The 26,539-nt window shown below is 62.4% G+C and carries 27 protein-coding genes; 16 read left to right on the top strand and 11 right to left on the bottom strand.

All coding sequences use genetic code 11. The features are described from left to right. Positions 1 to 16: 16 nt before the first annotated feature. Genes NKH63_RS16690 through NKH63_RS16680 form a run of 3 tightly spaced genes read right to left on the bottom strand, consistent with a single transcriptional unit; the run spans position 17 to position 2,249 of the window. Positions 17 to 868: an IclR family transcriptional regulator gene (locus NKH63_RS16690; RefSeq protein ID WP_352859082.1), complete on the bottom strand. Its 852-nt coding sequence runs from the start codon at positions 866 to 868 to the stop codon at positions 17 to 19. Then, positions 868 to 2,010, bottom strand: coding sequence for an extracellular solute-binding protein (locus tag NKH63_RS16685; RefSeq protein ID WP_352918150.1), 1,143 nt, complete (start codon positions 2,008 to 2,010; stop codon positions 868 to 870). Before NKH63_RS16685 ends, NKH63_RS16690 begins: the two co-directional genes overlap by 1 nt. A gap of 32 nt (positions 2,011 to 2,042) precedes the next feature. Continuing rightward, complete coding sequence (locus NKH63_RS16680) at positions 2,043 to 2,249, bottom strand: hypothetical protein (protein WP_352918148.1); 207 nt, start codon at positions 2,247 to 2,249, stop codon at positions 2,043 to 2,045. Between the two features lie 369 nt (positions 2,250 to 2,618). Here NKH63_RS16680 and cyoA point away from each other — a divergent pair, with 369 nt between their 5' ends. From cyoA to NKH63_RS16645, 7 genes are all read left to right on the top strand, one after another. Continuing rightward, positions 2,619 to 3,542 (top strand): ubiquinol oxidase subunit II, encoded by a 924-nt coding sequence (cyoA, locus tag NKH63_RS16675; RefSeq protein WP_352918146.1) that lies wholly within the window; start codon positions 2,619 to 2,621, stop codon positions 3,540 to 3,542. 2 nt (positions 3,543 to 3,544) lie between these two features. Then, entirely contained in the window at positions 3,545 to 5,551 is a 2,007-nt protein-coding gene (gene cyoB / locus NKH63_RS16670; protein WP_352918144.1) for a cytochrome o ubiquinol oxidase subunit I, read from the top strand. Beyond that, the gene (gene cyoC, locus NKH63_RS16665) at positions 5,548 to 6,201 is read left to right on the top strand and encodes a cytochrome o ubiquinol oxidase subunit III (protein ID WP_352640329.1); all 654 of its coding nucleotides are present in this window, start codon (positions 5,548 to 5,550) and stop codon (positions 6,199 to 6,201) included. Before cyoB ends, cyoC begins: the two co-directional genes overlap by 4 nt. Then, positions 6,198 to 6,626, top strand: a complete 429-nt coding sequence (gene cyoD, locus NKH63_RS16660; protein ID WP_352918142.1) for a cytochrome o ubiquinol oxidase subunit IV — start codon at positions 6,198 to 6,200, stop codon at positions 6,624 to 6,626. The genes cyoC and cyoD overlap by 4 nt, the downstream gene beginning before the upstream one ends. Positions 6,627 to 6,833: 207 nt before the next feature. Then, on the top strand, positions 6,834 to 8,105 hold the full coding sequence (locus tag NKH63_RS16655; RefSeq protein ID WP_352918140.1) for a DUF3182 family protein: 1,272 nt from the start codon (positions 6,834 to 6,836) through the stop codon (positions 8,103 to 8,105). Between the two features lie 79 nt (positions 8,106 to 8,184). Next, positions 8,185 to 8,556 (top strand): SpoIIAA family protein, encoded by a 372-nt coding sequence (locus tag NKH63_RS16650; RefSeq protein WP_352918138.1) that lies wholly within the window; start codon positions 8,185 to 8,187, stop codon positions 8,554 to 8,556. Between the two features lie 23 nt (positions 8,557 to 8,579). Continuing rightward, complete coding sequence (locus NKH63_RS16645; protein ID WP_352481451.1) at positions 8,580 to 8,795, top strand: hypothetical protein; 216 nt, start codon at positions 8,580 to 8,582, stop codon at positions 8,793 to 8,795. Between the two features lie 48 nt (positions 8,796 to 8,843). Here NKH63_RS16645 and NKH63_RS16640 read toward each other — a convergent pair whose 3' ends face one another. Then, positions 8,844 to 9,161: a hypothetical protein gene (locus NKH63_RS16640; RefSeq protein ID WP_352909728.1), complete on the bottom strand. Its 318-nt coding sequence runs from the start codon at positions 9,159 to 9,161 to the stop codon at positions 8,844 to 8,846. Positions 9,162 to 9,350: 189 nt separating this feature from the next. Continuing rightward, on the bottom strand, positions 9,351 to 9,788 hold the full coding sequence (locus NKH63_RS16635) for an Lrp/AsnC family transcriptional regulator (RefSeq protein WP_352918136.1): 438 nt from the start codon (positions 9,786 to 9,788) through the stop codon (positions 9,351 to 9,353). A gap of 129 nt (positions 9,789 to 9,917) precedes the next feature. On the opposite strand from NKH63_RS16635, the gene rocF reads away from it, so the two are divergent. Both rocF and ocd read left to right on the top strand, forming a co-directional pair. Beyond that, complete coding sequence (rocF, locus tag NKH63_RS16630; RefSeq protein ID WP_352481448.1) at positions 9,918 to 10,838, top strand: arginase; 921 nt, start codon at positions 9,918 to 9,920, stop codon at positions 10,836 to 10,838. A 3-nt stretch (positions 10,839 to 10,841) separates the two neighbouring features. Continuing rightward, positions 10,842 to 11,909: an ornithine cyclodeaminase gene (gene ocd / locus NKH63_RS16625; protein ID WP_023720502.1), complete on the top strand. Its 1,068-nt coding sequence runs from the start codon at positions 10,842 to 10,844 to the stop codon at positions 11,907 to 11,909. A 16-nt stretch (positions 11,910 to 11,925) separates the two neighbouring features. Here ocd and NKH63_RS16620 read toward each other — a convergent pair whose 3' ends face one another. Beyond that, complete coding sequence (locus NKH63_RS16620; RefSeq protein ID WP_023720503.1) at positions 11,926 to 12,087, bottom strand: hypothetical protein; 162 nt, start codon at positions 12,085 to 12,087, stop codon at positions 11,926 to 11,928. A 271-nt stretch (positions 12,088 to 12,358) separates the two neighbouring features. Here NKH63_RS16620 and NKH63_RS16615 point away from each other — a divergent pair, with 271 nt between their 5' ends. The 4 genes from NKH63_RS16615 (at position 12,359) to NKH63_RS16600 (ending at position 17,758) form a co-directional block, all read left to right on the top strand. Then, positions 12,359 to 14,308, top strand: a complete 1,950-nt coding sequence (locus NKH63_RS16615) for a PrkA family serine protein kinase (protein ID WP_023720504.1) — start codon at positions 12,359 to 12,361, stop codon at positions 14,306 to 14,308. Positions 14,309 to 14,327: 19 nt separating this feature from the next. Beyond that, entirely contained in the window at positions 14,328 to 15,650 is a 1,323-nt protein-coding gene (locus tag NKH63_RS16610; protein ID WP_352918135.1) for a YeaH/YhbH family protein, read from the top strand. Continuing rightward, positions 15,650 to 17,188 carry a SpoVR family protein gene (locus NKH63_RS16605; protein ID WP_023720506.1) on the top strand — a complete coding sequence of 513 codons (1,539 nt, stop codon included), beginning with the start codon at positions 15,650 to 15,652 and terminating at the stop codon, positions 17,186 to 17,188. Before NKH63_RS16610 ends, NKH63_RS16605 begins: the two co-directional genes overlap by 1 nt. Positions 17,189 to 17,266: 78 nt before the next feature. Beyond that, a complete protein-coding gene (locus NKH63_RS16600; RefSeq protein WP_352918133.1) occupies positions 17,267 to 17,758 on the top strand; it encodes a DUF1772 domain-containing protein in 492 nt (163 codons plus the stop codon). 120 nt (positions 17,759 to 17,878) lie between these two features. Here NKH63_RS16600 and NKH63_RS16595 read toward each other — a convergent pair whose 3' ends face one another. Both NKH63_RS16595 and NKH63_RS16590 read right to left on the bottom strand, forming a co-directional pair. Then, positions 17,879 to 18,124, bottom strand: coding sequence for a hypothetical protein (locus NKH63_RS16595; protein ID WP_352918131.1), 246 nt, complete (start codon positions 18,122 to 18,124; stop codon positions 17,879 to 17,881). A gap of 49 nt (positions 18,125 to 18,173) precedes the next feature. Further along, positions 18,174 to 20,174: a protein-L-isoaspartate(D-aspartate) O-methyltransferase gene (locus NKH63_RS16590; protein ID WP_352481446.1), complete on the bottom strand. Its 2,001-nt coding sequence runs from the start codon at positions 20,172 to 20,174 to the stop codon at positions 18,174 to 18,176. A gap of 300 nt (positions 20,175 to 20,474) precedes the next feature. Here NKH63_RS16590 and NKH63_RS16585 point away from each other — a divergent pair, with 300 nt between their 5' ends. Next, the gene (locus NKH63_RS16585) at positions 20,475 to 22,886 is read left to right on the top strand and encodes a phosphoketolase family protein (RefSeq protein ID WP_352481445.1); all 2,412 of its coding nucleotides are present in this window, start codon (positions 20,475 to 20,477) and stop codon (positions 22,884 to 22,886) included. Then, positions 22,886 to 24,067, top strand: a complete 1,182-nt coding sequence (locus NKH63_RS16580) for an acetate/propionate family kinase (RefSeq protein WP_023720510.1) — start codon at positions 22,886 to 22,888, stop codon at positions 24,065 to 24,067. The genes NKH63_RS16585 and NKH63_RS16580 overlap by 1 nt, the downstream gene beginning before the upstream one ends. A gap of 48 nt (positions 24,068 to 24,115) precedes the next feature. Here NKH63_RS16580 and NKH63_RS16575 read toward each other — a convergent pair whose 3' ends face one another. Both NKH63_RS16575 and NKH63_RS16570 read right to left on the bottom strand, forming a co-directional pair. Further along, positions 24,116 to 24,898: an ATP-binding protein gene (locus NKH63_RS16575; protein WP_352918129.1), complete on the bottom strand. Its 783-nt coding sequence runs from the start codon at positions 24,896 to 24,898 to the stop codon at positions 24,116 to 24,118. A gap of 133 nt (positions 24,899 to 25,031) precedes the next feature. After that, the gene (locus tag NKH63_RS16570; protein ID WP_352791030.1) at positions 25,032 to 25,247 is read right to left on the bottom strand and encodes a KTSC domain-containing protein; all 216 of its coding nucleotides are present in this window, start codon (positions 25,245 to 25,247) and stop codon (positions 25,032 to 25,034) included. A 129-nt stretch (positions 25,248 to 25,376) separates the two neighbouring features. Between NKH63_RS16570 and NKH63_RS16565 the strand changes: the two genes are divergently transcribed. After that, the gene (locus NKH63_RS16565) at positions 25,377 to 25,979 is read left to right on the top strand and encodes an alpha-ketoglutarate-dependent dioxygenase AlkB (protein WP_352791029.1); all 603 of its coding nucleotides are present in this window, start codon (positions 25,377 to 25,379) and stop codon (positions 25,977 to 25,979) included. A 55-nt stretch (positions 25,980 to 26,034) separates the two neighbouring features. Here NKH63_RS16565 and NKH63_RS16560 read toward each other — a convergent pair whose 3' ends face one another. Further along, the gene (locus NKH63_RS16560) at positions 26,035 to 26,499 is read right to left on the bottom strand and encodes an NUDIX hydrolase (RefSeq protein ID WP_023720514.1); all 465 of its coding nucleotides are present in this window, start codon (positions 26,497 to 26,499) and stop codon (positions 26,035 to 26,037) included. Positions 26,500 to 26,539: the final 40 nt, after the last annotated feature.

Genomic DNA, 26,539 nt, shown 5'->3' with positions numbered 1-26,539 from the left:
CTCCCTGTATTTCTTGTCAGTTGCTGAACGGATAGTCCCGCCGTTCCGGGTCGGCACGTGGAGAGTTGGCAGCTTCGCCCGCGCCCAGCGCCGCCGATATCGTCTCGGCCGCCGCCTTCGTCCGTTCGAAGACGGTCTTGCGATCGAAGCGGGCGGCCTTTTGCGGCAGGAACGGGACTGTGAGCGCGGCAATGACCGCGCCGGTATGGTCGCGCACCGGCATCGAGATGTTGGTGCAGCCCTCGACAGCCAGCGAGGCGCGCATTTCATAGCCGAGCCTTGCGACGTCGTTCAGCCGCGCTTCGATTTCCGCCCGGCTGCCTTGGCCTTCGCCCGCAGCGACGATCCGTTCGACGATGCGGTCGCGCTCGGCGCGGCTCGAATGCGCCAGAAGCACCGCGCCGGAGCTCGTTTCGAGGATCGGGAAATGTGAGCCGAGGGCAACCGAATAACGCATCGGCAAAGGCGAATCGATCTGCAGCACGACCAGCGCGCTCTCGCCTTCGCGCACGACCAGATGGCAGCTCTGATCGGCATTGGCGGCGAGGCCGCGCATTACCGGCAGCGCGCATTCAACCAGGCGGTTTACCGGCGGATGCATATGCGCCAGCTCGAATAGCTTCAGCGACAGGCGGAAGCGGTCCGATTGCGTCCGGAAAATGTAGCCGCGCTTCTCCAGCAGCAGCAGGATGCGGTAGATCTCGTGAATGGAGCGCCCCATTCCGGTGGCGATCTCTGTCTGGGTCAGCGGCTCGCCGCTGGCAGCCATGAATTCCAGGATATCGAGCGCCTTCTCCACCGCCGGCACGCGGTAGCCGTTGCGGCCGCTTTCGCCCTCGTCGACGATCTGAGCAATATCGGCGGCCATTACGCGACGCTCCATTGCGGCTGGCCATGCCTGGTCTCGCGATAGATCCGGTTCAGCCGGTCCGCGAGCTCCGCCGCCGGCAATTCGCCGGCGATGGCCGCCGCGGCATGAGGGGCGCATTGGCGGAAGAAGCTGATGAAGCCCGCATGGGTCGGGCGTAGATAGGAGGCTTCGATGGTCGCCAGCGTCGAGGCGAAGAAGCCGCCCGAGAGCGCGTTGACCTCGGTATCCTGCCACGCCGCCAGCGACCCCGGCTGTCCGCCGGATTTCACATAGTCGCCGCGCTGATAGCCGGGCGAGCACAGAAACAGCGCGTAGTCGATGGCTGCCTGTTTGTGTTGCGATTGCGTGCTGACGCCGATGCCGGCGCCGCCGAGCAAGGCGCCGGCGGATCGCGGCGTCGGCACATCGGCGAAGCGCAGATACGGTCTGTCTGCCTTGAAGGCATAGTTCACATAGCCGAAGGCGAACGGCACGTAGACCACATCGTCATGCGCGATCATATGATCGTAGCAGCGGATCGGGTTCCATTTCGGCGAGTCCGGATGCGACAGCGCCGCAAGCTGGCGCAATTGCCCAACGGCCTGCTCGATTTTTTCCCTGGCAATGAACTCGTCGCCGTCTTCCCGCGGTTCGCCCAGCGTCAAAAGCAGGCACATGGCGTCAGTCGGCACCAACGGCAGCCCAAGCCATTTGCCGTCCTTCAAGGCGCGCCGGCCGAGCTCCAGCACCTCGTCATGGCTGCGCGGCAGCGGCCCGTAGCGCTCCAGGAGATCGGGGCGATACGAGGCAACCTGGCAGGCAGCATCGATCGGCAACGCCCATTGGCGCCCGTCCCTTGCGTAGGATTGCCAGGATGCGCCGACCGAATCCCGTTCGAAGCCGCGGCGCTGCTCAGCCGACAAATCGAACGGCACCATCAGCCCGCCTTCGGCAATATCGCCGATGAACGGATGGTCGAACACGACAAGATCATAGGCGCCGAGCACCGGACCAAGCGCGCCCTCGCCGAACTCGTAGAGGCTGCGGCGGTCCCATTCGATCTCAAGACCGGGATTGGCGGCACAATACGGCCCGATGCTGGCGTCGAGCGGACCCCAGCAGCGTCGGTGATCCCACGCGAGACCGCGCAGTCTTGTCATGCCCGAAATTCCTCCCTGAACTGCCCAGCCGATTAGTAGCAACTATTTTCACCTAGACAAGTAATTTTTACATACGCAAAACCAGTCTCGGCTCCGTTTGGCAGGGAAGCCGCCCAACCGCCGCTGGTGCGCATCGCATTGTCGCCGGCCTGCAACCAAAGGCTGCGACGGGTCTGGCTTTTTGGAACTTTCGCGACGAACATACGTTCGGTTGGCGCAACCATCTTGAGCAGCATCATTGGGCAGCGTCACTGGATTCAGCGCCGAGTCGCAGGGAGCGGACGAAATGGCCCAACTGTGGGCGCGGCCATGAACCGGTTTACCGCCTTGGCATTCGCCACGTTTCTGGCGATAACTTCGATCTGGGTACTGTTTCTGGTTTCTTAAGATTTGGCTTTGGTTGCGTGGGATTTGCCGCTGGTTTGTTAGGATTTGGAGGGGTTCTCGACAGGTTGCCCGCTTAACGACATCCACGGCATGTGGTTCTGCCAGCCGGAGCCGCGTGCGTGAAGAAACTGTCGCCAGGAGCACACCGGCGCGCACATTCGGGGTTGGCAGCCACGCTGCCTGCAACGTTCCAATCGGTTTTCAGGAAACGGCGAGATCTCATGTTGCCGAGGGCGATCGTTCGAAACTGTGCCGCCATCCGTCCCGGCCGCATCGGCGCGTCGATGCTTCTTGCCGGGCTGCTTGCCGGCTGCCAGGGCGGCGTGCTCGACCCACAAGGGCCGGTGGGGGCGGCGCAGCGGACGATCCTGCTCAATTCGGTTGCCATCATGCTGGCCATCGTCATCCCGACGATCGTGGCGACGCTCGGCTTTGCCTGGTGGTTCCGGGAAACCAACACAAGAGCGCGGTATCTGCCGGAATGGGCCTATTCCGGACGCATCGAACTGGTGGTCTGGTCGATCCCTATCCTCGTCATCCTGTTTCTGAGCGGCATCATCTGGATCGGGTCGCATGACCTCGATCCAATGAAGCCGCTGGATTCCCAGCAAAAGCCGCTTGAGGTGCAGGTCGTCTCGCTCGACTGGAAATGGCTGTTCATCTACCCCGAGCAGAATGTCGCGAGCATCAACCAGCTCGTGGTGCCGGCGGGCAGGCCGGTGCATTTCTCGCTTACCTCGGCAAGTGTCATGAACGCGTTCTTCGTGCCTCAGCTCGGCGGCATGATCTACACGATGAACGGCATGACGACGCAGCTTCACCTGCAGGCGGACCAGCAGGGCGAATTCTATGGGCGGTCGGCCCATTTCAGCGGCGACGGCTTTCCAGGCATGCAATTCGTGCTGCATGCTGTCGCGGTGGACGACTTCGACGCGTTCGTCAATTCGGCGCGAAACCAGGGACAGGCACTCGACAAGGCCAGCTACCAGGAACTGGCCCGACAGAGCCTGGACGTGCCGCCTTCGACCTATCGCTCGGTCGAGCCGGATCTTTTCCATGAAATCGCGACGCAGGGCGTTCCGCCCGCGCCCGGCCCCCAGGCCGGTCGCCCCGAGCCGAGCGTATCGCCCAAGACAGGAGGCTGACAATGCTCGGAAAATTGAGCTGGGACGTCATTCCGTTCGATCAGCCTCTGCCGATGATCGCCTCGGCGGTCGTCGCCCTGGCAATCCTCGGCGTGCTGGCCTGGGTCTTCCTGGCCGGCCATTTCCCCTATCTGTGGCGCGAATGGATCACAAGCGTCGATCACAAGCGGATCGGCGTCATGTACACGCTGCTGGCGCTGCTGATGCTGCTGCGCGGCTTCAGCGACGCCGTCATGATGCGGTCCCAGCAAGCCCTCGCCTTCCAGGCGCCCGGCTATCTGCCGCCCGACCACTTCAACCAGGTCTTTTCCGCCCACGGCACCATCATGATCTTTTTCGGGGCGATGCCGTTCGTCATCGGCCTGATGAACCTGGTCGTGCCGCTGCAGCTCGGCGTCCGCGACGTTGCCTTTCCGACGCTCAACTCGGTGAGTTTCTGGCTCACCGCCACCGGTGCGCTGCTGGTCAACATCTCGCTGGTGATCGGCGAATTCGCGCGTACCGGATGGCTGCCCTATCCGCCGCTCAGCGAGACCGCCTACTCGCCGGGCGTCGGCGTCGATTATTATCTGTGGGCGGTGCAGATAGCGGGCGTCGGAACGCTGCTCACCGGCATCAATTTCGTCACCACGATCCTGAAGATGCGGGCGCCCGGCATGAGTTACCTCAGGATGTCGATGTTCTGCTGGACCTCACTCGCCGCCAGCTTGCTCATCGTCGCCGCGTTCCCGGTCCTCACCGCGACGCTCGCGATGCTGACGCTCGACCGCTATTTCGGCTTTCATTTCTTCACCAATGAAGCCGGCGGCAACATGCTGATGTTCGTGAACCTGATCTGGGCCTGGGGCCATCCCGAGGTCTACATCCTCGTCCTGCCGGCGTTCGGCATCTTCTCGGAGGTTATCTCCACGTTCTCCAGCAAGCCGCTGTTCGGCTACCGCTCGATGGTGGCCGCGACGCTCTTCATCTGCATCGTCTCCTTCATGGTGTGGCTGCACCACTTCTTCACCATGGGAGCCGGCGCCGACGTCAACGCCGCGTTCGGCATCGCCACCAGCATTATCGCTGTCGGTACCGGCGTGAAGATCTACAACTGGATGTTCACTATGTATGGCGGCCGCATCCGCTTCGCGACGCCAATGCTGTGGTCGCTGGGCTTCATGGTGACGTTCGTCATCGGCGGCATGACGGGCGTGTTGCTGGCCGTGCCGCCGGCCGATTTCCTGCTCCACAACAGCCTGTTCCTGGTGGCGCATTTCCATAACGTCATCATCGGCGGTGTGCTGTTCGGCGCCTTCGCGGGATATACCTACTGGTTTCCCAAGGCATTCGGATTCCGGCTGCACGAGGGCTGGGGCAAGCTGGCCTTCTGGCTGACGCTGATCGGCTTCTACGCCACCTTCGTGCCGCTCTACACCGTCGGCCTGCTCGGCATGACCCGCCGCATGCAGCATTTCGACGTGCCGGCCTGGTATCCCTGGGTGCTGGTTGCCGGCGCCGGCATGTTAATCACCACCGCCGGCGTGGTCGCCCAGGTCATTCAGCTCGTCGTCAGCATCCGACAGCGCGCGGCGCTTCGCGATGTCACCGGGGATCCCTGGGACGGGCGTTCGTTGGAATGGGCCACACCCTCGCCGCCGCCGGTCTTCAACTTCGCCGCGCTTCCGCATGTCGAGGGCGAAGAGCCCTACTGGAGCATCAAGCAGCGGGCACGCGAGCAAAACCGGCTGCGCGACGAGCCTGAATACGAGCCGATCGAGATGCCGCGCAACAGTCCCACCGGGTTCATCTGCGCCTTCTTTGCGACCGTGATGGGTTTCGCCCTCATCTGGCACATCTGGTGGATGGTGGCGCTCGGCGCGCTCGGTGCTTTCGCCACCTTCGTCGTATTCGCGTGGCGCGACATACCCGAATACGTCATTCCTGCCGCCGAAGTCGCCCGGATCGACCGCGCCAACCGAAGTGCCCGCCGCGAGGCGCTGGCCACGTATACGGGGCCAAGGCCATGACCGCGATCGACGTTCGAGAGCGTGACCCCTACCACCTCGGCCATCGCGGGCACGGCCATGCCCCCGGCCATGGCGACGGCGGACCGGCACCGATCCGGATCGTCGTCGGCTACGGCTTCTGGATCTTCCTTCTGAGCGACATCGTGATGTTCTCGGCCTTCTTTGCGGCCTACGCCGTGCTGGCGGGCAAGACGGCGGGCGGACCAAGCGGAGCCGAGCTGTTCGACCTGCGCAACGTCGCGATCGAGACGGCGGCCCTGCTGTTGTCGAGCTTTACCTGCGGTCTCGCCAGCCTCGCCGTGACCGCGCGGCGAAGCTCCTGGTTCTATGTTGCGATGGCTGTCACTTTCGTGCTCGGCGCCAGCTTCATCCTGCTCGAGCTGCGCGAGTTCGCGCATATGATTGCCCGCGATGCCGGACCGACGCGCAGCGCCTTCCTGTCGGCGTTCTTCACGCTGGTGGGATGCCATGGCCTGCACGTGACGGCGGGGCTGCTGTGGCTGCTCACGATGATGGCGCAGATCTTCGCCAAGGGATTCCGCGACGATATTCTTCGGCGTTTCATGTGCTTCAGCCTGTTCTGGCACGCCCTCGACATCATCTGGGTCGCCCTGTTCACGGTGGTCTATCTCCTGGGAGCAAGTCGATGAGCAATGCTGACGACCGCCATACGCAAAGGCGCGACACCGATGGCCTGGAGCGCTACGACATCGATACGGCGCCGGGTGACGAATACCTCGGCGACGCCGAGGTCGGATCCGGGTTACGCGGCTATGTGATCGGCCTCGGGCTGGCAACGCTGTTGACCATCGCCTCGTTCTGGTTGCTCGGAACCAACCTTATATGGGCACCGGGCATCCCGGTGGCGCTGATTGTGCTGGCGATCGCGCAGATGGGCGTGCATCTCGTCTTCTTCCTGCATATCACGACGGGGCCGGACAACACCAACAACGCCCTGGCGCTTGCCTTCGGCGTGCTGATCGTCGTCCTGGTGATCGGCGGCTCGATCTGGATCATGGCCAACCTCGACCACAATTTGATGCCGACGAATGCGATCATGAACATGAACCGCTAGTGACAGTTCCGGCCGTTGGCCGCAGTTCATGCGACAGCCAGCTCGGTCTCAAGCCCGTTCGAATGTGTCGACGACCTCGGCCGCTCCCAGGGCGCGGGGCGCAGCCTCCTTGAGCACATCCATCACCCTGTCTGAGGCTCCCGCATAAAAACCATGAGCCGCCGATGTTCCGATCGCCGCAACTCGGTCAAACCGGATAGCGCGCCGTTGCCCGGAACATTCGCCGAGGAAGCGGGTTTTTCGGTTCGGACGCATCGCCGCGGAATAACGGCAATGGGCTCGGCAATGGACGAAGGGCGGCGCGACATGACCGGGCTAAGCGGCACACAATCGGGCGGAGCAAAAGGTGTTGTGGTCGCGTTCTCCGCGCCGGGCGGCGAGACCATCTATGCCCACGAATGGGAGACCGTCGCTGCCGTCGCGCGCACGATTGCGGCGTTGAAGGGATTTTCCTTCCGCCAGGGCCTGCGTGACTGGGGCGGTGACAACGGCGGGCTGTATTTCGTGCCGGACGACAGCCTGCTTGCCGCCGATGCGGTCCAACTGGGCATCAACGGGCCCGACGACCTCTTCGGCGGTGTGGTGCCCTGGCGCCTCGCAACCACCAAGGCCATAACCCACGAGCTGGTGGACGGGTCGGCGGCACGGCCAAAAGATTGGCCAGCCGGCTTCGGCAGCGCCGTCGGCGCGGCCGTACTGCCCGGCTACACCGCATTTTCACGCGATGACGCGCTGCGCGCAGCGGAACGTCTGCTGCAGCTCGGGCTGGTCCGGTTCAAGCCACCGCGCGCTTCGCGGGGCCGCGACCAGCACACCGCCGCGACGGTCGCCGATATCGAAAGGCTGCTGGAACGATATCCATCCTCCGACCTAAGCGAATACGGGCTTGTTCTCGAAACGGAGCTTCGCGACATTGTCACGCTGAGCATTGGCAGAACCGCGATCGACGGAACATCGGTCAGCTATTATGGCGTGCAGCGGATGACCGCCGACAATGCCGGACAGCCCGTTTACGGCGGATCCGATCTGGTCGTCGTGCGCGGCGGATGGGAAGCGCTCGACAGGCTGCAGCTGTCTCCGGCGCTGACTTTGGCTGTGGCGCAGGCGAGGACCTACGACGCGGCGATGCTTGGCCATCCCGGATTCTTCGCCTCGAGGCGCAACTACGACATCGGCCAAGGTGTCGATTCCTCGGGCATCTGGCGATCGGGTGTGCTGGAAGCCAGCTGGCGGATCGGCGGCAGCAGCACGGCAGAGCTTGCGGCAATGGAGGCCATGATGCGTGACCCCGACGTACAGCTCGTGCATGCGTGCGCGGTCAAGCAATTCGGCAACACCGCGCAGATGCCGCTGGATGCAGAAATCCACTTCCACGGAGAGGACCCCGTGGAGGGCCAAATCACGCGTTATACCGTCGTCACGCAGGCGATCCGAGGACCCGTCAGGAAGCCAGCCGATCGTCATTTTAGGTCGAAGTGAACACGCTTTTGGCAGGGAACATCCGCGAATGGCCCGAGTTTGTTTCAGGCAGCCAGCCATTCAGAAACCGGAGGAAAAAATGATCGAGATGATTTCCGCTCCCCAAAACGTCGCTGCCTTTCGTGTCGCCGGCACTGTGACGGCGGAGGACTACGAAAAAATCACCCCGGCCATCGAAGCGAAACTGAGCGACCACAAGGACATCGGCGTCCTGACTGACCTTACCGATTTCGAAGACATGACGGCTGGCGCCTTACGGCGCGACCTGCAGTATGGGCTGAGCAAACTCCGCGAGCTCCACCGCTTCAAACGTGCCGCCGTGATTTCCGACAAGCAGTGGATCAAGGCAGCCACGGAAATGACGGACGCGCTGTTTCCGCAAATCGAGGCGCGGGTGTTCCCGGAAGACGAAAAGGCTCAGGCCCTGAAATGGGTAGCGGCCGTACAATAGCGGCGTTGCCTGGAGGAGTGGCCATGCCCTACGACAAACGACAGGATCCGGAAGGCCTCTGGGAGGTCTATGACAGCGAGAGCGACGAAGCCGTCGTGGTCGGCGGGTTGCCGCTTTCCGGTCTCGATGAGAGCGAAGCCGGTGAAGCGATTGAAAAGCTCAATCGGGGCGAGCTGACGTCGGACAACATCCCCGAGACGGTTCGGTCAGGGTGGCCTCCGACCAAGGACGGATTGTGATGACAACCGGACGGACGTCACCGAGGACGACCGGTCGCGGATCTACGGCTAGGCCTTGACGCCTAACGCGCGGGCCTTGTCCTCGAAGTCGTCGCGAATGTCCTCGATCGTCGGCAGATGCAGGCGTCGCAGCTGGGCGTGCAACTTTTTGGCAGCGTCGGAATTCAGGTCGCGCTTGAAATTGGTCGCGACCTCCTCAGCCGAGCCGTAACGGCGATAGCGCTCGATCTCGGTCTTCGTGGCCTGCTGAACATGTTCGAGCATCTTGCGCTCGGCATCGGATTTTCCGTCGGGTTTGGCCCGCATGACCGGATTGAAGGCTTTGCTGATAACGAATTCGACGAGTTCTTGCTGGGCGTGAGCCATGCTTGTTCTCCCTCGAAGAAGGCTGTGTGGGCTTGGAACGGTTTCGCGGAAACGCCGAACCGCTCAATCTTTTTGTTTTGACGCAATTCCGAACGGAAAATCGTTCCACGCTTTTCCTGGAATTGCTCTAACCGCGGCGGCAATTGAAGGTTCCGTAGCTTCGTTACCGCTACAGGTCACGGGCGAAGGTCACAGCCGCGCTTTGGTGGTGCGCGGCGTTGCCAGGTGCAGGCTTGTTTCGCTGCCGGTAATTCCGGGGATCAGGCGGATACGTCTCAGCACCGCATCGAACTCGCTCAGCGTCTGGGTTCCGAGTTCTATCACCAGATCCCAACGGCCATTGGTGGTGTGGATCGTCGAGACCTCGGAGAAGCCGCCCAGCGCCCGGATGACGCGATCTGCGGCATGGCCTTCGATTTCGATCATCATGATGCCACGCACCCGCTGATCGACTGCGTCGGCGCGTAGAATGACGGTGTAGCCGACGATGACGCCGTCTCTTTCAAGTCGCTCGATCCGGGACCTTACCGTTGCCCGGGAGACACCCAGGCTAACGGCAAGGTCGGAAATGCTGCGCCGGGCGTCATGCCGCAAAGAGGTGATGATCTGCTCGTCGAGCCGGTCCATGATTGCTCACAACGGAAGTAGATGCTGCCACTATGATAAGGCACTTCAACAAATTTGCCAATTTGATATGTTCATTCTGCCAGCGATGCGGGGTTCACTAAAGGCATCGTAATTTGGTGGGGTACGAGAATGCACTGCGTGATCGTGGGAGCACCGATCCAGGCCGGCTCTGGCCGGATGGGCTGCGAGATGGGGCCGAGCGCGCTGCGCACGGCCGGTCTGGCCGGCGCGCTGACCGAGCTTGGCCATACGCTGACCGACCTCGGAACGATTGTCCCTGCCGACATGCGCCCTGTCGTACACGGCAACGCGGTGGTGAAGGCGCTGCCGGAAATCGCCGCCTGGACGGCAGCGATCAGCGAAACCGCCTATGCTGCGAGCGCCGACGCAATGCCGATCTTTCTCGGCGGCGACCACAGCATTTCGGCCGGCACGCTCGCCGGCATTGCCCGCCGGGCAGCGAATGCCGGCCGGCCGCTCTTCGTGCTGTGGCTCGACGCCCACCCCGATTTTCATACGCTCGACACGACGACCAGCGGCAATCTGCATGGCGTGCCGCTGGCCTATGCCAGCGGGCAGCCCGGCTTCGAGGGCTATTTCCCCCGCCTCGCGGCGCAGGTGGACCCGGCTCGCATATGCGCGCTGGGAATCCGCAGCGTGGACCTGGCGGAACGGGATGCGTTGCGCAGAGCCGGCGTGACGGTCCACGACATGCGTTCGATCGACGAGCACGGCATCGCGCAACTGCTTCGCGCCTTTCTCGAACGGGTGAGCGCCGCCAACGGCATGCTCCATGTCAGCCTCGATGTCGATTTTCTCGATCCGTCGATCGCGCCGGCGGTGGGCACCACCGTTCCCGGCGGCGCCACCTTCCGCGAGGCGCATCTGGCGATGGAAATGCTGCATGACAGCGGGCTCGTCACCAGTCTCGACCTGGTCGAACTCAACCCCTTTCTCGACGAGCGCGGCCGCACCGCCACGCTTTTGGTCGACCTGACCGCAAGCCTGATGGGCCGGCGGATCATGGATCGCCCGACGAGGGGGTTCTGAGCCATGACCGTCAATTTGAACATCGTTCCGTTCGTCAGCGTCGACCGCATGATGAAGCTGGTGCTTGCCATCGGCATCGAGCGCTTCCTGGTCGAGCTTGCCGCCTATATCGAAGAGGATTTCAGGCGTTGGGAGCTGTTCGACAAGACGCCGCGCGTCGCCTCGCACAGCATTGACGGCGTCATCGAGCTGATGCCGACCAGCGACGGGCAGCTTTACGGCTTCAAATACGTCAACGGGCATCCGAAGAACACGCGTGACGGCCGCCAGACCGTGACCGCTTTCGGCGTGCTTGCCGATGTCGGCAACGGCTATCCGATGCTGCTTTCGGAAATGACCATCCTGACTGCCCTGCGAACGGCGGCCAGCTCGGCGGTCGCGGCGAAATACCTCGCTCCCGGGGCCGCCAGATGCATGGCGATCATCGGCAACGGCGCGCAATCGGAATTTCAGGCTATTGCGTTCAAGGCGCTGCTTGGCGTCGACAGGCTGCGCCTCTACGATATCGACCCGGCGGCCTCGACCAAATGCATGAAGAACCTTGCCGGCATGGGTTTCGACATCAAGCTCTGCGCGTCGGCGCAGGAGGCCGTTGAAGGTGCACAGATCATCACCACGGTAACCGCCGACAAGCGATCGGCAACAATCCTGACCGACAACATGGTCGGGTCCGGCGTGCACATCAACGCGGTCGGCGGCGACTGCCCGGGCAAGACCGAGCTGCATCGCGACATTCTGCTGCGCTCGGATATTTTCGTCGAATATCCGCCGCAGACGCGCATCGAAGGCGAGAGCCAGCAGCTCGATGCGGACCATCCGATCACCGAATTGTGGCAGGTGATGACAGGAAAGGCAGCAGGCCGGACGGACGCCGGACAGATCACGCTGTTTGATTCCGTCGGCTTTGCGATCGAGGATTTTTCCGCGCTACGCTACGTCCGCGATCAGCTTCAGCGGACCGGCCTTTACGAGGAACTAGACCTTCTGGCCGATCCCGATGAGCCGCGTGACCTGTTCGGCATGCTGCTGCGCGCCGAAAAAGTGGCCGGGCTGGCGGTTGCCCGCAGCTGAGCTGCGATCCCGTCGGTCAGTCCTTCTTTTCCTGGTACAGGCGCTCGGTCGCGCGCTCGCTTTCCCTGCGCTCCGCCGGGCCGCGACGGCGCTGGGTGAGCAGGGCGTAGGCGATCAGGATTGCCAGCAGCAGTGGACCGCCTGCAACAACGAGCAACCACAAACTAGTCTCAAACATCGAACCGTCTCCTTTCCCTCACAACCGGGAAGGACCAGAACCGTTCCTCCGTCTTGTCGGAGGTCGCCCGCACCGCGTGGCGTGATTCAGGATTTTGTGCCTCGAGCAGGACGTTCCACGCCTTGTCGGCATGCAGGATGCTCTTATCTAGAGTCTTATCATTCGGTCACAGGCACTCTCTGCAAAGTGAAGGGAACCACAAGGGCTTTCCGACATTTGGTTGTTCAAGAGACAAACGTGCAGCCACACCGGCTCCGGGGCTAGGAATACCATGCGTGAGAATCAATCCGACGTCTTCGATCTGTTTTCCGAGGTTTACAAGAATGCGGCGCAGGAGGAGATAAGCCTCCAGCAATATCTGCTTGCCTGCCGCGAGGACAAGTCGATGTACGCCTCGGCGCCCGAGCGGATGGTCGAGGCGATCGGCGAGCCAACCTTTGTCGATACCAGCAAGGATGAGCGGCTCGGCCGTATTTTTTCGAACCGGACGATCAAGATCTATCCGACCTTCGCCGACTTTTACGGCATGGAGGATACGATCGAGCGTATCGCCGGTTATTTCCGCTATGCCTCGCAAGGGCTCGAGGAACGCAAGCAGATCCTCTATCTCCTTGGCCCGGTCGGCGGCGGCAAGTCCTCGCTTGCGGAGCAGTTGAAAAGGCTGATGGAGCAGCGTCCGATCTATACGCTGAAGGTCGGCGGCCAGGTCAGCCCGGTCTTCGAATCGCCACTCGGGCTGTTCGACCCCGACCGCATGGGCGACCTTTTGGAGGACAAATACGGCATCGCCCGGCGGCGGCTGAACGGCCTGATCTCGCCCTGGGCGGCCAAGCGCCTCGACGAATTGTCCGGCGACATCTCCAAATTCAGCGTCGTCAAGCTGATGCCGTCCAGGCTGCGCCAGATCGGCATCGCCAAGACCGAGCCGGGCGACGAGAACAACCAAGACGTTTCGGCCCTGGTCGGCAAGGTCGACATCAGGCAGCTGGAAAACTTCAGCCAGTCCGATCCGGACGCCTATTCCTACAGCGGCGGGCTGAACCGGACGACGCAAGGACTGCTCGAATTCGTCGAGATGTTCAAGGCGCCGATCAAGGTGCTGCATCCGCTGCTGACTGCGACCCAGGAAGGCAGCTACAACGGCACCGAGAATTTCGGCGCCTTCCCCTATCAGGGCATCATCGTTGCCCATTCCAACGAATCGGAATGGCTGCAGTTCAAGAACAACAAGAACAACGAGGCGTTCCTCGACCGCATCCTGGTGGTCAAGGTGCCGTATTGCCTGCGGGTCACGGAAGAGCGGCAGATCTACGAGAAGCTGTTGCGCGAAAGCGAATTGGCCTCCAGCCCCTGCGCTCCGGAAGTGCTCGATATCCTCAGCCGGTTCACCGTTTCGACCCGCCTGGCCGAACACGACAATTCGCCGCTCTACACCAAGATGCGCGTCTATGACGGCGAGAACCTCAAGGAAACCGATCCCAAGGCGAAGTCGGTCCAGGAGTACCGAAACGCGGCCGGTGTCGATGAAGGCATGACCGGCGTCAGCACCCGCTTCGCCTTCAAAATCCTGTCGCAGACCTTCAACTACGACACCGAAGAGGTCGCCGCCGATCCGGTGCATCTGATGTACATCCTGGAAGAGGCGATCAAGCGCGAGCAGTTCCCGAAGGAAACCGAGGCGGACTATCTCGATTTCATAAAGTCGGAGCTCGCCACCCGTTATGCCGAGTTCATCGGCCACGAGATCCAGAAGGCCTATCTGGAATCCTACAGCGAATACGGCCAGAACCTGTTCGACCGCTACATCGCCTATGCCGATGCCTGGATCGAGGATCAGGACTTCAAGGATACCGATACCGGCCAGATCCTCAATCGCGAGGTTTTGGACAACGAACTGTCGCAGGTCGAAAAGCCGGCCGGCATCGCCAATCCCAAGGACTTCCGCAACGAAGTGGTGAAGTTCACGCTGCGCGCGCGGGCCAGAAACCACGGCCGTAACCCGTCATGGACAAGCTATGAAAAGCTGCGCGAAGTCATCGAGAAGCGGATGTTCGGGCAGGTCGAAGATCTGCTGCCGGTGATCAGCTTCGGCTCCAAGCAGGACAGCGTGACGGAGAAGCGGCATACCGAATTCGTGCAGCGGATGATCCAGCGCGGTTACACCGAGCGCCAGGTCCGCCGGCTGGTGGACTGGTACATGCGGGTGAACAAGGCGGGTTGAAGCCAGCCCGGGGTAACATATGCCGATCTTCATCGATCGCCGACTGAACCCGAAGGACAAAAGCCTCGGCAACCGGCAGCGTTTCCTGCGGCGGGCGCGCGAAGAGTTGAAGCGCACCATCCGCGATCAGATCCGCACCGGCAAGATCGCCGACGTGGACGCCGAGCATGCCGTTTCGATGCCGGCGCGAGGCACCGGCGAGCCGAGCTTCAACGATGCCCGGAACAGCGGCAGCCACCAGCACGTCCTGCCCGGCAACAAGCATTTTGCCCCTGGCGACCGGCTGCCTAAACCCGGCCAGGGCGGCGGCATGGGATCCGCCCCGGGGAGAACCGAATCCGAGGATGATTTCCGTTTCGTGCTGTCGCGCGAAGAGGTGCTCGACCTCTTCTTCGAAGACCTCGAACTGCCTGATATGGTCAAGCTCAACCTCAAGGAGATCCTCGCCTTCAAGCCGCGCCGGGCCGGCTTCGCCGCGACCGGCTCGCCGACCAACATCAATGTCGGGCGCACGATGCGTAACAGCCATGGCCGCCGCATAGCGCTCAGGCGCCCCAAGCAGGAGGAACTCGACGCAATCGCGCAGGAGATCGCGACGCTGCAGGCCAAGCCGCAAAACGCCGAGATGCGGCAGCGCATCGTGGCGCTGCAGGAAGAGCTTGAGCGGCTGGAGCGCCGCCGCAAGCGGATCGCCTTTGTCGATCCGGTCGATATCCGCTTCAACCGCTTCGACGCCCAGCCGGTGCCGAACGCCAATGCGGTGATGTTCTGCCTGATGGACGTGTCCGGTTCGATGGGCGAACGCGAGAAGGATCTGGCCAAGCGCTTCTTCGTGCTGCTGCACCTGTTCCTGAAGCGGCGCTATGACCGGACCGAGGTCGTCTTCATCCGCCACACGCACGAGGCGCAGGAGGTGGACGAGGAAACCTTCTTCTACAACACCCAGAGCGGCGGCACGGTGGTTTCCACGGCGCTCGAGGAGATGCACCGCATCGTCGAGCAACGCTATCCCAGCCGCGAATGGAACATCTATGTCGCCCAGGCCTCGGACGGCGACAATTTCGTCACCGATTCCGAGCGCTGCATCGCCCTTCTCGACGAACAGATCATGCGGCTTTGCCAGTATTTTGCCTATGTCGAGATCCTCGACGAGCGTGAGAGCCACATCTTCGGCGCTACCGACAACGGCACGTCGCTGTGGCGTGCCTACAGTGCGGTCAAGCTGAGATGGTCGAACTTCCAGATGAGCCGCATCGCCACGGCGGCCGACATCTACCCGGTTTTCCGCCAACTCTTCGCCAGACAGCCGGGTTATCAAAAGAGCGGTGAAAGAGGGGGCTGATGGCGAGCAAATCCGGGTTGCTGTTTTCCGGTTCCGACTGGGATTTCAGGACGCTGTCGCGCGCCTACGAGACCATCGAGGCGGTCGCCACCGAAGAGCTCCACCTCGACGTCTATCCGGTGCAGATGGAGATCATCTCGTCCGAACAGATGCTCGACGCCTATTCCTCTGTCGGCATGCCGCTGATGTACCGGCATTGGTCGTTCGGCAAGCACTACCTCTACCAGGAATTGCTCTACCGCAAAGGTGGGCGAGGGCTGGCCTACGAACTCGTCATCAATTCCAATCCCTGCATCGTCTATCTGATGGAGGAAAACACCATGGCCCTGCAGGCGCTGGTGACGGCGCACGCGGCGCTCGGCCATAACCATTTCTTCAAGAACAATTATCTTTTCCGGCAGTGGACGGACGCCGGCGCCATCCTCAGCTATCTCGACTTTGCCAAGGGCTATATTGCCCGCTGCGAAGAGCGGCACGGCGTCGATGCGGTGGAAGAGATCCTCGATGCCGCACATGCGCTGATGGAACAGGGCGTGTTCAGATATCACCGGCCGCCGAAGCTGTCGTCGGAAAAGCAGCGCGAGGGGATTCGCGAGCGCCTGGAATACGAGGAACGTTCCTACAACGATCTGTGGCGCACGCTGCCGCCTTCCAAGGACGGCACCAAGGTCCGCGAAACGGATACCATGACGGAGCGCAAGAAATCGCTCAAGCTGCCCGAGGAGAACCTGCTTTATTTCCTGGAGAAGAACAGCCTGATCCTGGAACCGTGGCAGCGTGAGGTCATCCGGATCGTCCGCGTGATCGCGCAGTATTTCTATCCCCAGCGGCAAACGCAGGTGATGAACGAGGGCTGCGCCACCTTCGTGCATTACACGCTGATGAACCTTTTGTTCGACCGCGGCCTGATCGGCGAAGGTGCCATGCTGGAAATCCTGCGCAACCATTCGAACGTGATCTTCCAGCCAGGGTTCGACGATCCGCGCTTTTCCGGTATCAATCCTTACGCGCTGGGTCTCGACATGATGCAGGACATCCAGCGCATCTCGACCGCGCCGACGGCTGAGGACCGCGACTGGTTTCCCGATATCGCCGGCAATGGCGACTGGCGCCAGACCTTGCTGGACGCCTGGGCCAACCATCGCGACGAGTCCTTCATCCGCCAGTATCTGAGCCCTACCCTGATACGGAAATGGCGGTTCTTTGTCCTTGCCGATGCCGCCAACGACCCGCATTACGAAGTCGCCTCGATACACAATGAGCGCGGCTACGAGAGCGTCCGCGCCGCACTCGCCCACAGCTACGACATCGGCGCCAGCCGGCCGGACATCCAGGTGGTGGACGTGGACCTGCTCGGCGACCGGCATCTGCGCCTGCAGCACAAGGTCAAGGACGGCATCGTGCTGGAAGGCGGCAGCCGTGACGCCACGCTGCGCCATATCCGCAAGCTCTGGGGCTACGAGGTCAGCATGGTCGCGGTCGACGCGCAGACCGGCGCCACACTCCACGAACGGTCGACCAGCCAGATCGGGGAATGACCGAACCGGCCTGCAGGGAAGTCGGGTGGCGTCGCCTTTACCGGATCACCAACCACGCTGTGGTCAGGGAGCAGGAACATGCGCGTATTGATGATCGCCGCCCTTCTTCTGGTCGCTGTCACGATGGCGCTGTCGCTTGCGCACGCTTTGGAGTTGCCGGGCAAGTTGCGCCTCAAGGAGGCTACCTACAAATCAGTGCAGGCGATCTACTATCCCGGCTTCACGATCGGCGGGTTTGCCGAGATCGGCGGCATCATTGCACTCGCCATCCTGCTCTACCTGACGCCTTATCCAAGCGCTCGATTCTGGTGGACCTTGGCGGCGCTTGTCTTCCTGCTGGCGGAACATGCGACCTATTGGTTGGTCACGCATCCCGTCAATAGTTTCTGGGTGCAAGACGTTGCCATGCCGCAATCAGCCGCGACGTTTTTTTCAATGTTTTCTCGAAAGCAGACCGGCGACTGGAGAGATTTGCGCAACGTCTGGGAGACTTCGCATGTCGCCAGGGCAGGCCTGGCGATGCTGAGCCTCGTCTCAATTGCTGTCGCCGCGACATTTTTTGCTGAATAGCGCCGAGGGGATCAAGACGGCGCCCTCGTCCGCCAATTTGCGGCCACGAACGCTGCATCCGTCAGATCGGGGAACGGGAACCGGCGCCATACTGTCTTAACGTTAAGCGATCCCGCCGTTTCAGCGGTCGGCGCGATGCTTGTTGTGGGCGCTTTCCTGGTGCTCGCCGCGGATGATGTTGCGGTCGTCGGGATCGGCATAGTCCTTGGGGTCCGATCTGAGCTCGGCACCGCGCCGGAACGCCTCGCGCTCTTGCCTGGTCTTTTTCAAATCCGCTTCCGCGTCGAAATCCTTGCCAGCGTTTTTCGTGTTCTCGCGCTCTTCGATGATGCGCAATTGCTGCTCATGAGTCTTCTTTCCGGCCATTGGTGACGTCCTTCTTTCGATTTTCCGCTTCCCCCAGGGTCCAAATTCGCTACAGCCCGAAAGGATAGGTCTCGGGAAGGCCTGTCCCCGCATGTTCCGGCCCAAGCGGCGTCACGGCACTGGTTTCATCGAACCAGACGAAAGCATCGAACTGGCGGGCGAGCGAGGCATCCGCATAGTGGCTGTGCAACTCGGTCTCCGGCCGGTAGATAACGCCGATAAAGCGTTCCAGCCGGCGCTCCAGAAGCCGTTGGCGCAGCGTGTCGTCGCGCTCGAAATCGAGCAGGAAAGGCGAGACGCCGCTGTCATGGCAAAGCCGCTCATAGCTGTCGTTGTGGGAAGGACGAACCGGTTTCACTTCCATGTCGCCGTCCCAGTCGGTGGCGGCGGCCACCGTCCCGGAATGCGTGCTGAGCCCAATCAAGGCAACCTCGTCGCCAAAACGCTGGCGGCAGAGCTGGCCGATGTTCACTTCGTCCCTGACGATCCCCATCTCGGTATAGCGGGCATCGCCGATATGGGAATTATGTGCCCACACCACCGCCTTGGCGGCCGGGCCGCGGGCCTGCAGCAGGTGCTCCAGTGTTTCGAACATGTGGGTGTCGCGCAGGTTCCAGGACTGCGCGCCGCCGTAATACATGGTGCGGTAATAGCGTTCGGCGGAGGCGACCAGGCGGGCGTTTTGGGTGGCGTCGAGGAAATCGATGCCGTCCTGCTGCGCGTAGTCGAGCTCTCTGGAAAGCAGTTCCCGGCATTGCTCGAGCACGGCCTTCTCGCATTTCTGGTAGCCGGAGGTGAGTGCGACACGGCCATAGGTGGCCGGGTCGTTCTGCCACGGCGTCAGGCAGCCATAGCGCTCGCGTGCGATCCTTGCCGCCTGCGGATCGATCCGGTCGAGATATTGCAAGACCGCCGCGATCGACCCGCCCATATTGTAGATGTCGAGGCCATAGAACCCGGCCCGCCGGGAGGATATCCTGATCCGCTCATTATGCTCTCGCATCCAGTCGACGAACGCCGCGACGTCGGTGTTGCGCCACATCCAGGTGGGAAAGCGCTGGAACGGCGGATCGGCGCCCGGCCGCGGTGGCCGGTGACGGACGTAGCGGTCGATCGCCGCGGCATCGGGCCAGTCGGCCTCGACCGCGACGATGGTGAAGCCATGCTTCTCGATCAGCCTGCGAGTGATCGCGGCGCGCGCGCGGTAGAACTCCGACGTGCCGTGGCTGGCTTCGCCGAGCAAGACGACGCGGCGGTCGGCAAACCGGTCGAACAGCGCACCGAAGGCGGGATCGTCGAAATCCGGAAGCGGTTCGGCGGCGGTCGCTATCATCTGCGGCAGGCTGCTTCTGCGCTGATGCCGGTGCGGAAGATCGGCCGCTATTTGGCTGTCGCTGCCTGGCTCGCCCCAGCCTTGCTCGCCGATCAGTGGAACAAACCGCACGCCGCCGAAATCCTCCTCGGTGTAAGTTGCTGCGCCAGTCCGGGTGACTTTGAGCAGGCGCTGCGAGTCGAATTCGTCGCCGACCGGGATGATAAGCCGGCCGGCGACGTCGAGCTGTTCTTGCAGGGCGAGCGGTGCGCCGGGCCCGGCGGCCGCAACCAGGATCGCATCGAAGGGTGCCGCCTCGGGCCAGCCCTTGGTGCCGTCGCCGGTGCGGACTTCGATATTGTCGTAGCCAAGCTTTTTAAACCGCTGCCTTGCCGTTTCAGCCAACGCGGCGTGGCGCTCGATCGTGTAGACGCGTTCGACGATCCGGCTCATTACGGCAGCCGCATAGCCCGAGCCGGTGCCAACCTCGAGGACGTGGTCACCGGCTCCGATCTCCGCCATTTCGATCATCAACGCAACGATGTAGGGCTGCGATATCGTCTGACCTTCGGCGATCGGCAGCGGCCCGTCCTCATAGGCAAATTCTTCAAAACCAGGCTCGACGAAAGCCTCGCGCGGCACCTCGCGCATCGCCTGAAGGACATTGCGGTCGCGAATGCCACGGCGGCTTAAGTGAATGTCGACCATTTGGTTGCGGGCATGGGAGAGATCGAGCATTTTTCTGCTCCTCCTATGGGCCTCCGCCACAATCGCCCAAGCTGCTCAAACGGCACTTTTGGCCGGTCCATGTCCCAGGGCCTCGGCAGTCCGCCTGGATTCATACAATGCGGTGCACCTTCCTAACCGTTGGCAAGCCCCGAAGTTCCCCAAAGACCGACCCGCTTTTGTCGGGCTCGCCAGGTTGCAGGATCGGCAAGCGGCGCTGGCGGCCGCCCAAACTTATTTCGAGGCAAATCCTTTCTCCGGCGCGACGCCACCCCAGATAACGACGGACGAGGGTATTCCGGAGGCATTTCCATGAACGACGAGGCCCGCACCACTGCGCAAACAACCGGCCTTGACCAGATCGATGTGATGGACCGCTACTGGCGCGCCGCGAACTACATTTCGGTTGGCCAGATCTATCTGCTCGACAATCCGCTCTTGCGCGAGCCTTTGCTGCCCGAGCACATCAAGCCGCGGCTGCTCGGCCATTGGGGCACGACACCCGGCCTCAATTTCATCTATGTGCATCTGAACCGGATCATCCGTGAACGTGGTCTCGATGTTCTGTTCATCTGCGGTCCGGGTCACGGCGGCCCGGCAATGGTCGCGAACACCTGGCTCGAGGGGACCTACAGCGAGATCTATCCCGAGGTCGGCAAGGACGAAGACGGCTTGCGAAAGCTGTTCCGGCAGTTCTCGTTTCCCGGCGGAGTGCCGAGCCACGCGGCTCCGGAGACGCCCGGCTCGATCCACGAAGGCGGAGAGCTCGGTTATGCACTGGTCCATGCCTTCGGCGCCGCCTTCGACAATCCGAACCTTGTGGTCGCCTGCGTCGTCGGCGACGGCGAAGCCGAGACCGGTCCGCTCGCCGCGGCCTGGCATTCCAACAAGTTCCTGAACCCGGCATCCGACGGCGCCGTCCTGCCGATCCTGCATCTCAATGGCTACAAGATCGCCAGCCCGACGATCCTCGGCCGCATGGAAGACGAGGCGTTGCGCAGCCTGTTCCTCGGCTATGGCTACGAAACCTTCTTCGTCGAAGGTCATGAACCTGCTGCGATGCATCGGGAGATGGCCCGCACGCTCGATACCGTGCTCGACCGGATCCACTCCATCCAGGAGCCTGCACGAGCCGCGGGCTGGAAGGGAGAGCGGCCGCTGTGGCCGATGATCGTGCTGCGCAGCCCAAAGGGCTGGACTGGGCCGAAAGAGGTCGACGGTAAGAAGGTCGAGGATTTCTGGCGTTCGCACCAGGTACCGGTATCGAACGCACGCGGCGATGCGGCGCACCGCCAGATCCTCGAAGACTGGATGCGCAGTTACGAGCCGGAAAAACTGTTCGATAAAGGCGGCCATCTCCTGGCGGAGCTCGCGGCGCTGGCACCTACGGGGTCACGACGCATGGGCGCAATCCCCTACGCCAATGGCGGCCTGCTGAAACAGGACCTCGTGCTTCCCGACTGGAAAGGCCTGGCGCTCGACGTACCGCGTCCGGGCGGCACTGTGGGAGAGGCGACGCGCACGGTCGGAAGCTATCTTCGCGACGTGGTCCGCTTGAACGCCGAGGCCAGGAATTTCCGGCTGATGGGACCGGACGAGACATCCTCCAACCGCCTCGACGACGTGTTCGAGGTTACGGACCGCGTCTGGATGGAGCGGATCGAGCCCTACGACGTCCATCTTTCCCGTGACGGCCGCGTCATGGAAGTGCTCAGTGAACATCTTTGCCAAGGCTGGCTGGAGGGCTATCTGCTGACCGGCCGCCATGGCCTGTTCTCGTGCTACGAGGCGTTCGTCCACATTGTCGATTCCATGGTCAACCAGCACGCCAAATGGCTGAAGACCTCCGGCGAACTTGCCTGGCGCAAGCCGGTCGCCTCGCTCAACTACCTGCTGACCTCGCATGTCTGGCGGCAGGATCACAATGGTTTCAGCCATCAGGACCCGGGCTTTGCCGATTTCGTCGCCAACAAGAAGGCCGACACGGTCAGGCTCTATTTCCCGCCCGACGCCAACACGCTGCTGTGGATCACCGACCATTGCCTGAAAACCTACAACCGCATCAACGTCATCGTCGCCGGCAAGCAGCCGGCGCCGCAATGGCTGTCCGCCGAAGACGCGGAAGCGCACTGCAAGGCCGGTGCCGGCATCTGGGAATGGGCCGGGACGGTTGCCAAGGGCGAAGATCCGGATGTGGTTCTCGCTTGCGCCGGCGACGTGCCGACGCTGGAGACGCTTGCCGCAGCCGACATCCTGCGCTCAGGCATTCCGGACCTGCAGATCCGCGTCGTCAATGTCGTCGACCTGATGATTTTGCAGTCGAATTCCGAGCATCCGCATGGCTTTGCCGACGACAGATTCGACGCGCTGTTCACCAAGGCCAAGCCGGTCATCTTCGCCTATCACGGCTACCCCTATCTCATTCACCGCCTGACCTACCGGCGCGCCAACCACGACAACATGCATGTGCATGGCTTTCGCGAGGAAGGCACGACGACGACGCCGTTCGATATGGTGGTGCTCAACCAGCTCGACCGCTATCATCTGGCGCTCGCCGCGATCGCGCGCGTGCCGGGGCTGGCCGAGCGGGCGAAGGATCTTGCCGCGGCGCTGCATGGGAAATTGGCTGAGCACACGGCCTATGTCCGCGAACATGGCGAGGACATGCCCGAGATCCAGAAATGGTCCTGGCCACAGGACAGCGCGACGAGGGCCGGCGATTGATGCGACGATCGATCCTTGCGTTGAATGCCGGCTCGTCGAGCATCAAGTTCCGACTTTACGATCTTGCAGCGTCCGCCGAGCTGGATCTTGCCTCGCGCGGTTCACTGGATCTGGGCGATGCGCCAAGGCTGACCGCGAAAGCCGCCGATGGGGAGCTGCAGTGCGATCGGCCACTTGCCGCAGACGCATCACGCGACATGGGCATCGGCCAGATGCTGCAATGGATCGAGAACGAACTTGGCGGAAGGAAACTGATCGCCGCCGGACATCGCATCGTCCATGGCGGACGCGAGTTCGTCGAACCTGTCCGCCTGATGCCGACAATTATCGAGGCTCTCGACAGGCTGACGCCGCTTGCGCCACTGCACCAGCCGCGCAGCCTCGCGCCGATCCGGGCGCTTGCCGCGTTGCGGCCCGACCTGCCGCAGGTCGGATGCTTCGACACGGCCTTCCATCGGACCATCGAGCCTCTGGTCAGCCGTTTCGCGCTGCCGCGCCACTATGAGGCAGACGGCATCCACCGCTACGGCTTTCACGGGCTTTCCTACGAATATGTCGCCGGCCGGCTCAAGCAGATATCGCCCGATCTGGCGGCGAAAAGAACCATCGTCGCCCATCTCGGCAACGGGGCGAGCCTGTGCGCCATGCGCGACGGGCGAAGCGTCGATACGACGATGGGCTTTTCGGCGCTTGACGGCCTGGTCATGGGCACACGCTGCGGCGCCATCGATCCGGGCGTGCTTTTGTACCTGCTATTGGAAAGAGGGATTTCGGGAGAGGCGCTGCAAGACATGCTCTACGAGGAATCCGGCCTGCTCGGCGTGTCCGGCATTTCCGGCGACATGCGCACGCTGGAAGCCAGCGACGACCGCCGGGCGCGCGAAGCGGTGGAGCTTTTCGCCTTCCGCGCCGCCAGGGAGATTGCCGCCCTCGCCAACACGCTGGGCGGGTTCGAATGCCTGGTGTTCACCGGCGGCATCGGCGAGCACTCGGCTCCGGCCCGCAAAGCGATTTGCGACAGGCTTGGCTGGCTCGGCGTGGCGATCGACGAGGCGGCCAACAGCTCCCATGCCGCGCTGATGAGCCAGGCGGAGAGCAAGGTCGAAGTCCGCGTCGTGGCGACCGACGAAGAAGGTGTCATCGCCCGCCACACGCGCAAGGTAATGGAGGGGCCCGGCTGATGCGGATGGCCTCGAATGACCCCGCTTGCGGCAGCCCTGCTCGTGCGGCTACGAAGCGAGCGCGGCCGATCTGTTGAAGACGATGGTCACTCGCGTTCCTTTGCCGGGGGTCGAGTCCACCTCGAACCGGGCTTTGGCGTTCTCGGTCAGCGATTGCGCGATCAACGCTCCGAGCTTGCCGGGTTTCGGCCAGGTCTCGCCTTCGGGCAGGCCGATGCCGTCATCGGCGACAACGATGCGAAAGCCGTCGCCGTCGACAACACTGCGCAGCGTGATTGTCCCGCCTTCGCGACCCAGAAAGGCGTGTTTCAGCGCGTTCGTCAAAAGCTCGTTGACCACCAGGCCGGTTGGCATCGCCACGTTGATGGACACGGGATAGGTGTCGACCTTCATATCCAGCCGGATGCCTTGCACGGCGTGCGACGTCATCACTGCGGAAGCGATCTGGCTGAGATAGACGCCGAGGTCAACTTCGGCCTTCTGTTCGTCGGCCGACAGCGCCTGATAAAGAATTGCGAGTGCATCGACGCGGCCGGCGAGACGCTCGACGATGGCCCGGGCCAGCGGCCGGTCCTTGTATTCGCCCAAGCCTTGTCCGCTCAGCGCAGCCCAGTTGCGGCGCTCCAGCTCTGCGACGGAAACGCCTGACAGTTTCTGGAACTCGGAATTGACGTAAACAACACGTTCATCGCCGCCCAAATCGGAAATTGCGATCGCAATCGGCGGCTGGTCGAGGAACCTTTTATAACTGTCACTGTCCAGGGCGCCCGCCAGGTCGAGGTTGTCGAGCAATTGCTGGAGCTGCTCGGTTTTTTCGGCTTCGGCGGACATTCCAGGCTTTCGATGTTTCGGGTAGGACCATGGTCAATATCAGGTCGCTCGCCAACTGCGAAGTCCGCTCATTGCCACCGCGCGGCTAGGCATGGCGGAGAACCGAGACCGTGGTTGAGAAGCGCCTGAAGGCTCACTTCGAATGGCTCTGCTCGACCAGATGGTATCTGTACCGGTCACGAATATGCTCGTTGAAGAACCGGCCCTTTGACGAGGCTTTGCGGAATGCCGCGTGGACCTGCGGCGGCACGTCCTCGTAATCATAGCGGTTTCCGCTCGGGACGAACCATACGGAGAGTACCCTCGTCGCCGGCTGGTAATCGATGTTCCTGATTGCAGTTGAAGGCATCCTCGACAGGTCCAATGCTCGGCAGTGCTCCATTCCATGCCGTCGTGTGAATAACCCTGCACGGAGAGCGAGGTTCCTTGCTGCCGAAGCAGCCTTGCCGCTACGGGGCGGCTTCACCAAATACGGTTGATGCCATCGCCCAAGACATCGGCTGCAGCCCGCCAGGGCGATCTCTTTGCCGCCACCGACGACCGGCCGGAAGGATTCCGCTACCGGCCCGAACTGATCACGCCGGACGAAGAAGCAGCGTTGGCGAGCCAGCTCGCAAGCCAGCCATTTCAGGCTTTCGACTTTCATGGCCATCTGGCAAACCGGCGGATAGTCGGCTTCGGGCTGCGCTACGACTACGACCGGCGCGCAGTCGTCGAGGCACCGCCGATACCCGGCTTTCTGCTGCCGCTCAGGGAAAAGGTTGCAGCCTTTGCCCGCCTGCCCGCCGAGACCTTCGTGCAGGTGCTGATCAACGAGTACCGGCCGGGCGCCGGTATCGGCTGGCACCGCGACAAGCCTCACTTCGAGGCGGTCGCCGGCGTTTCCCTGCTGGCCGCGTGCAGCTTTCGCCTGCGCCGGAAAAACGGCACGCGATGGAACCGCAAGACGGTCACCGTCGAGCCAAGATCGGCCTATCTGATGACGGGCGCCGCGCGCAGTGAATGGGAGCACAGCATCCCGCCGGTTGCCGAGCACCGCTATTCGATCACGTTGCGCACGCTGCGGCCGCAACGCGCTTAAAGCAGAGCGGTGAGGAAGCCCAAGCACTGCCCTTAAGAACTGGGCTGAAACAAATTCATCCGTCGCCATGCCGACTGGCAAAGTCCGCCAACATGGCGCGCTGGCCTTTCAGGATCTTATGGTTGGCTTCAGGCAGGGAGAACCAGCCCGCTCTGTCGACTTCGGCGAATTCCTTCATCGAGCCGGACCTTGGCGGCCATTCCATGACGAAGGTGTTGCTGCTGATGGCGTCGCTGTCGAAATCCGCCTCGACGCACCATGCGATGACGAGCTTGCCGCCCGGCTGCCGGTAGCTGCCAAGGTGTTCGAAACCTCCATCGATGGCGACGCCGAGTTCCTCTTCGGCCTCGCGTTTTGCCGCCGCTAGCTCGTCCTCGTTCTCGTCGATCAAGCCCTTCGGGATCGACCATGCGCCGTCGTCCTTCTTCGCCCAGAATGGGCCGCCCGGATGCACCAGCAAGACCTGGAAATGTCCTTCGCTTCGGCGAAAGATCAGCAACCCTGCGCTGCGTTTGGCCATTGCGCTATTCCCCTGACGAAAATGAAACGAACGTTCTCGT

Origin of the sequence: Mesorhizobium sp. M0960, assembly GCF_040319055.1 — a bacterium.
In the GTDB taxonomy this organism is placed as follows: Bacteria; Pseudomonadota; Alphaproteobacteria; order Rhizobiales; family Rhizobiaceae; genus Mesorhizobium.
Note: the sequence above shows the minus strand (reverse complement) of the source record. Positions and strands in the feature narration are given on the sequence as shown.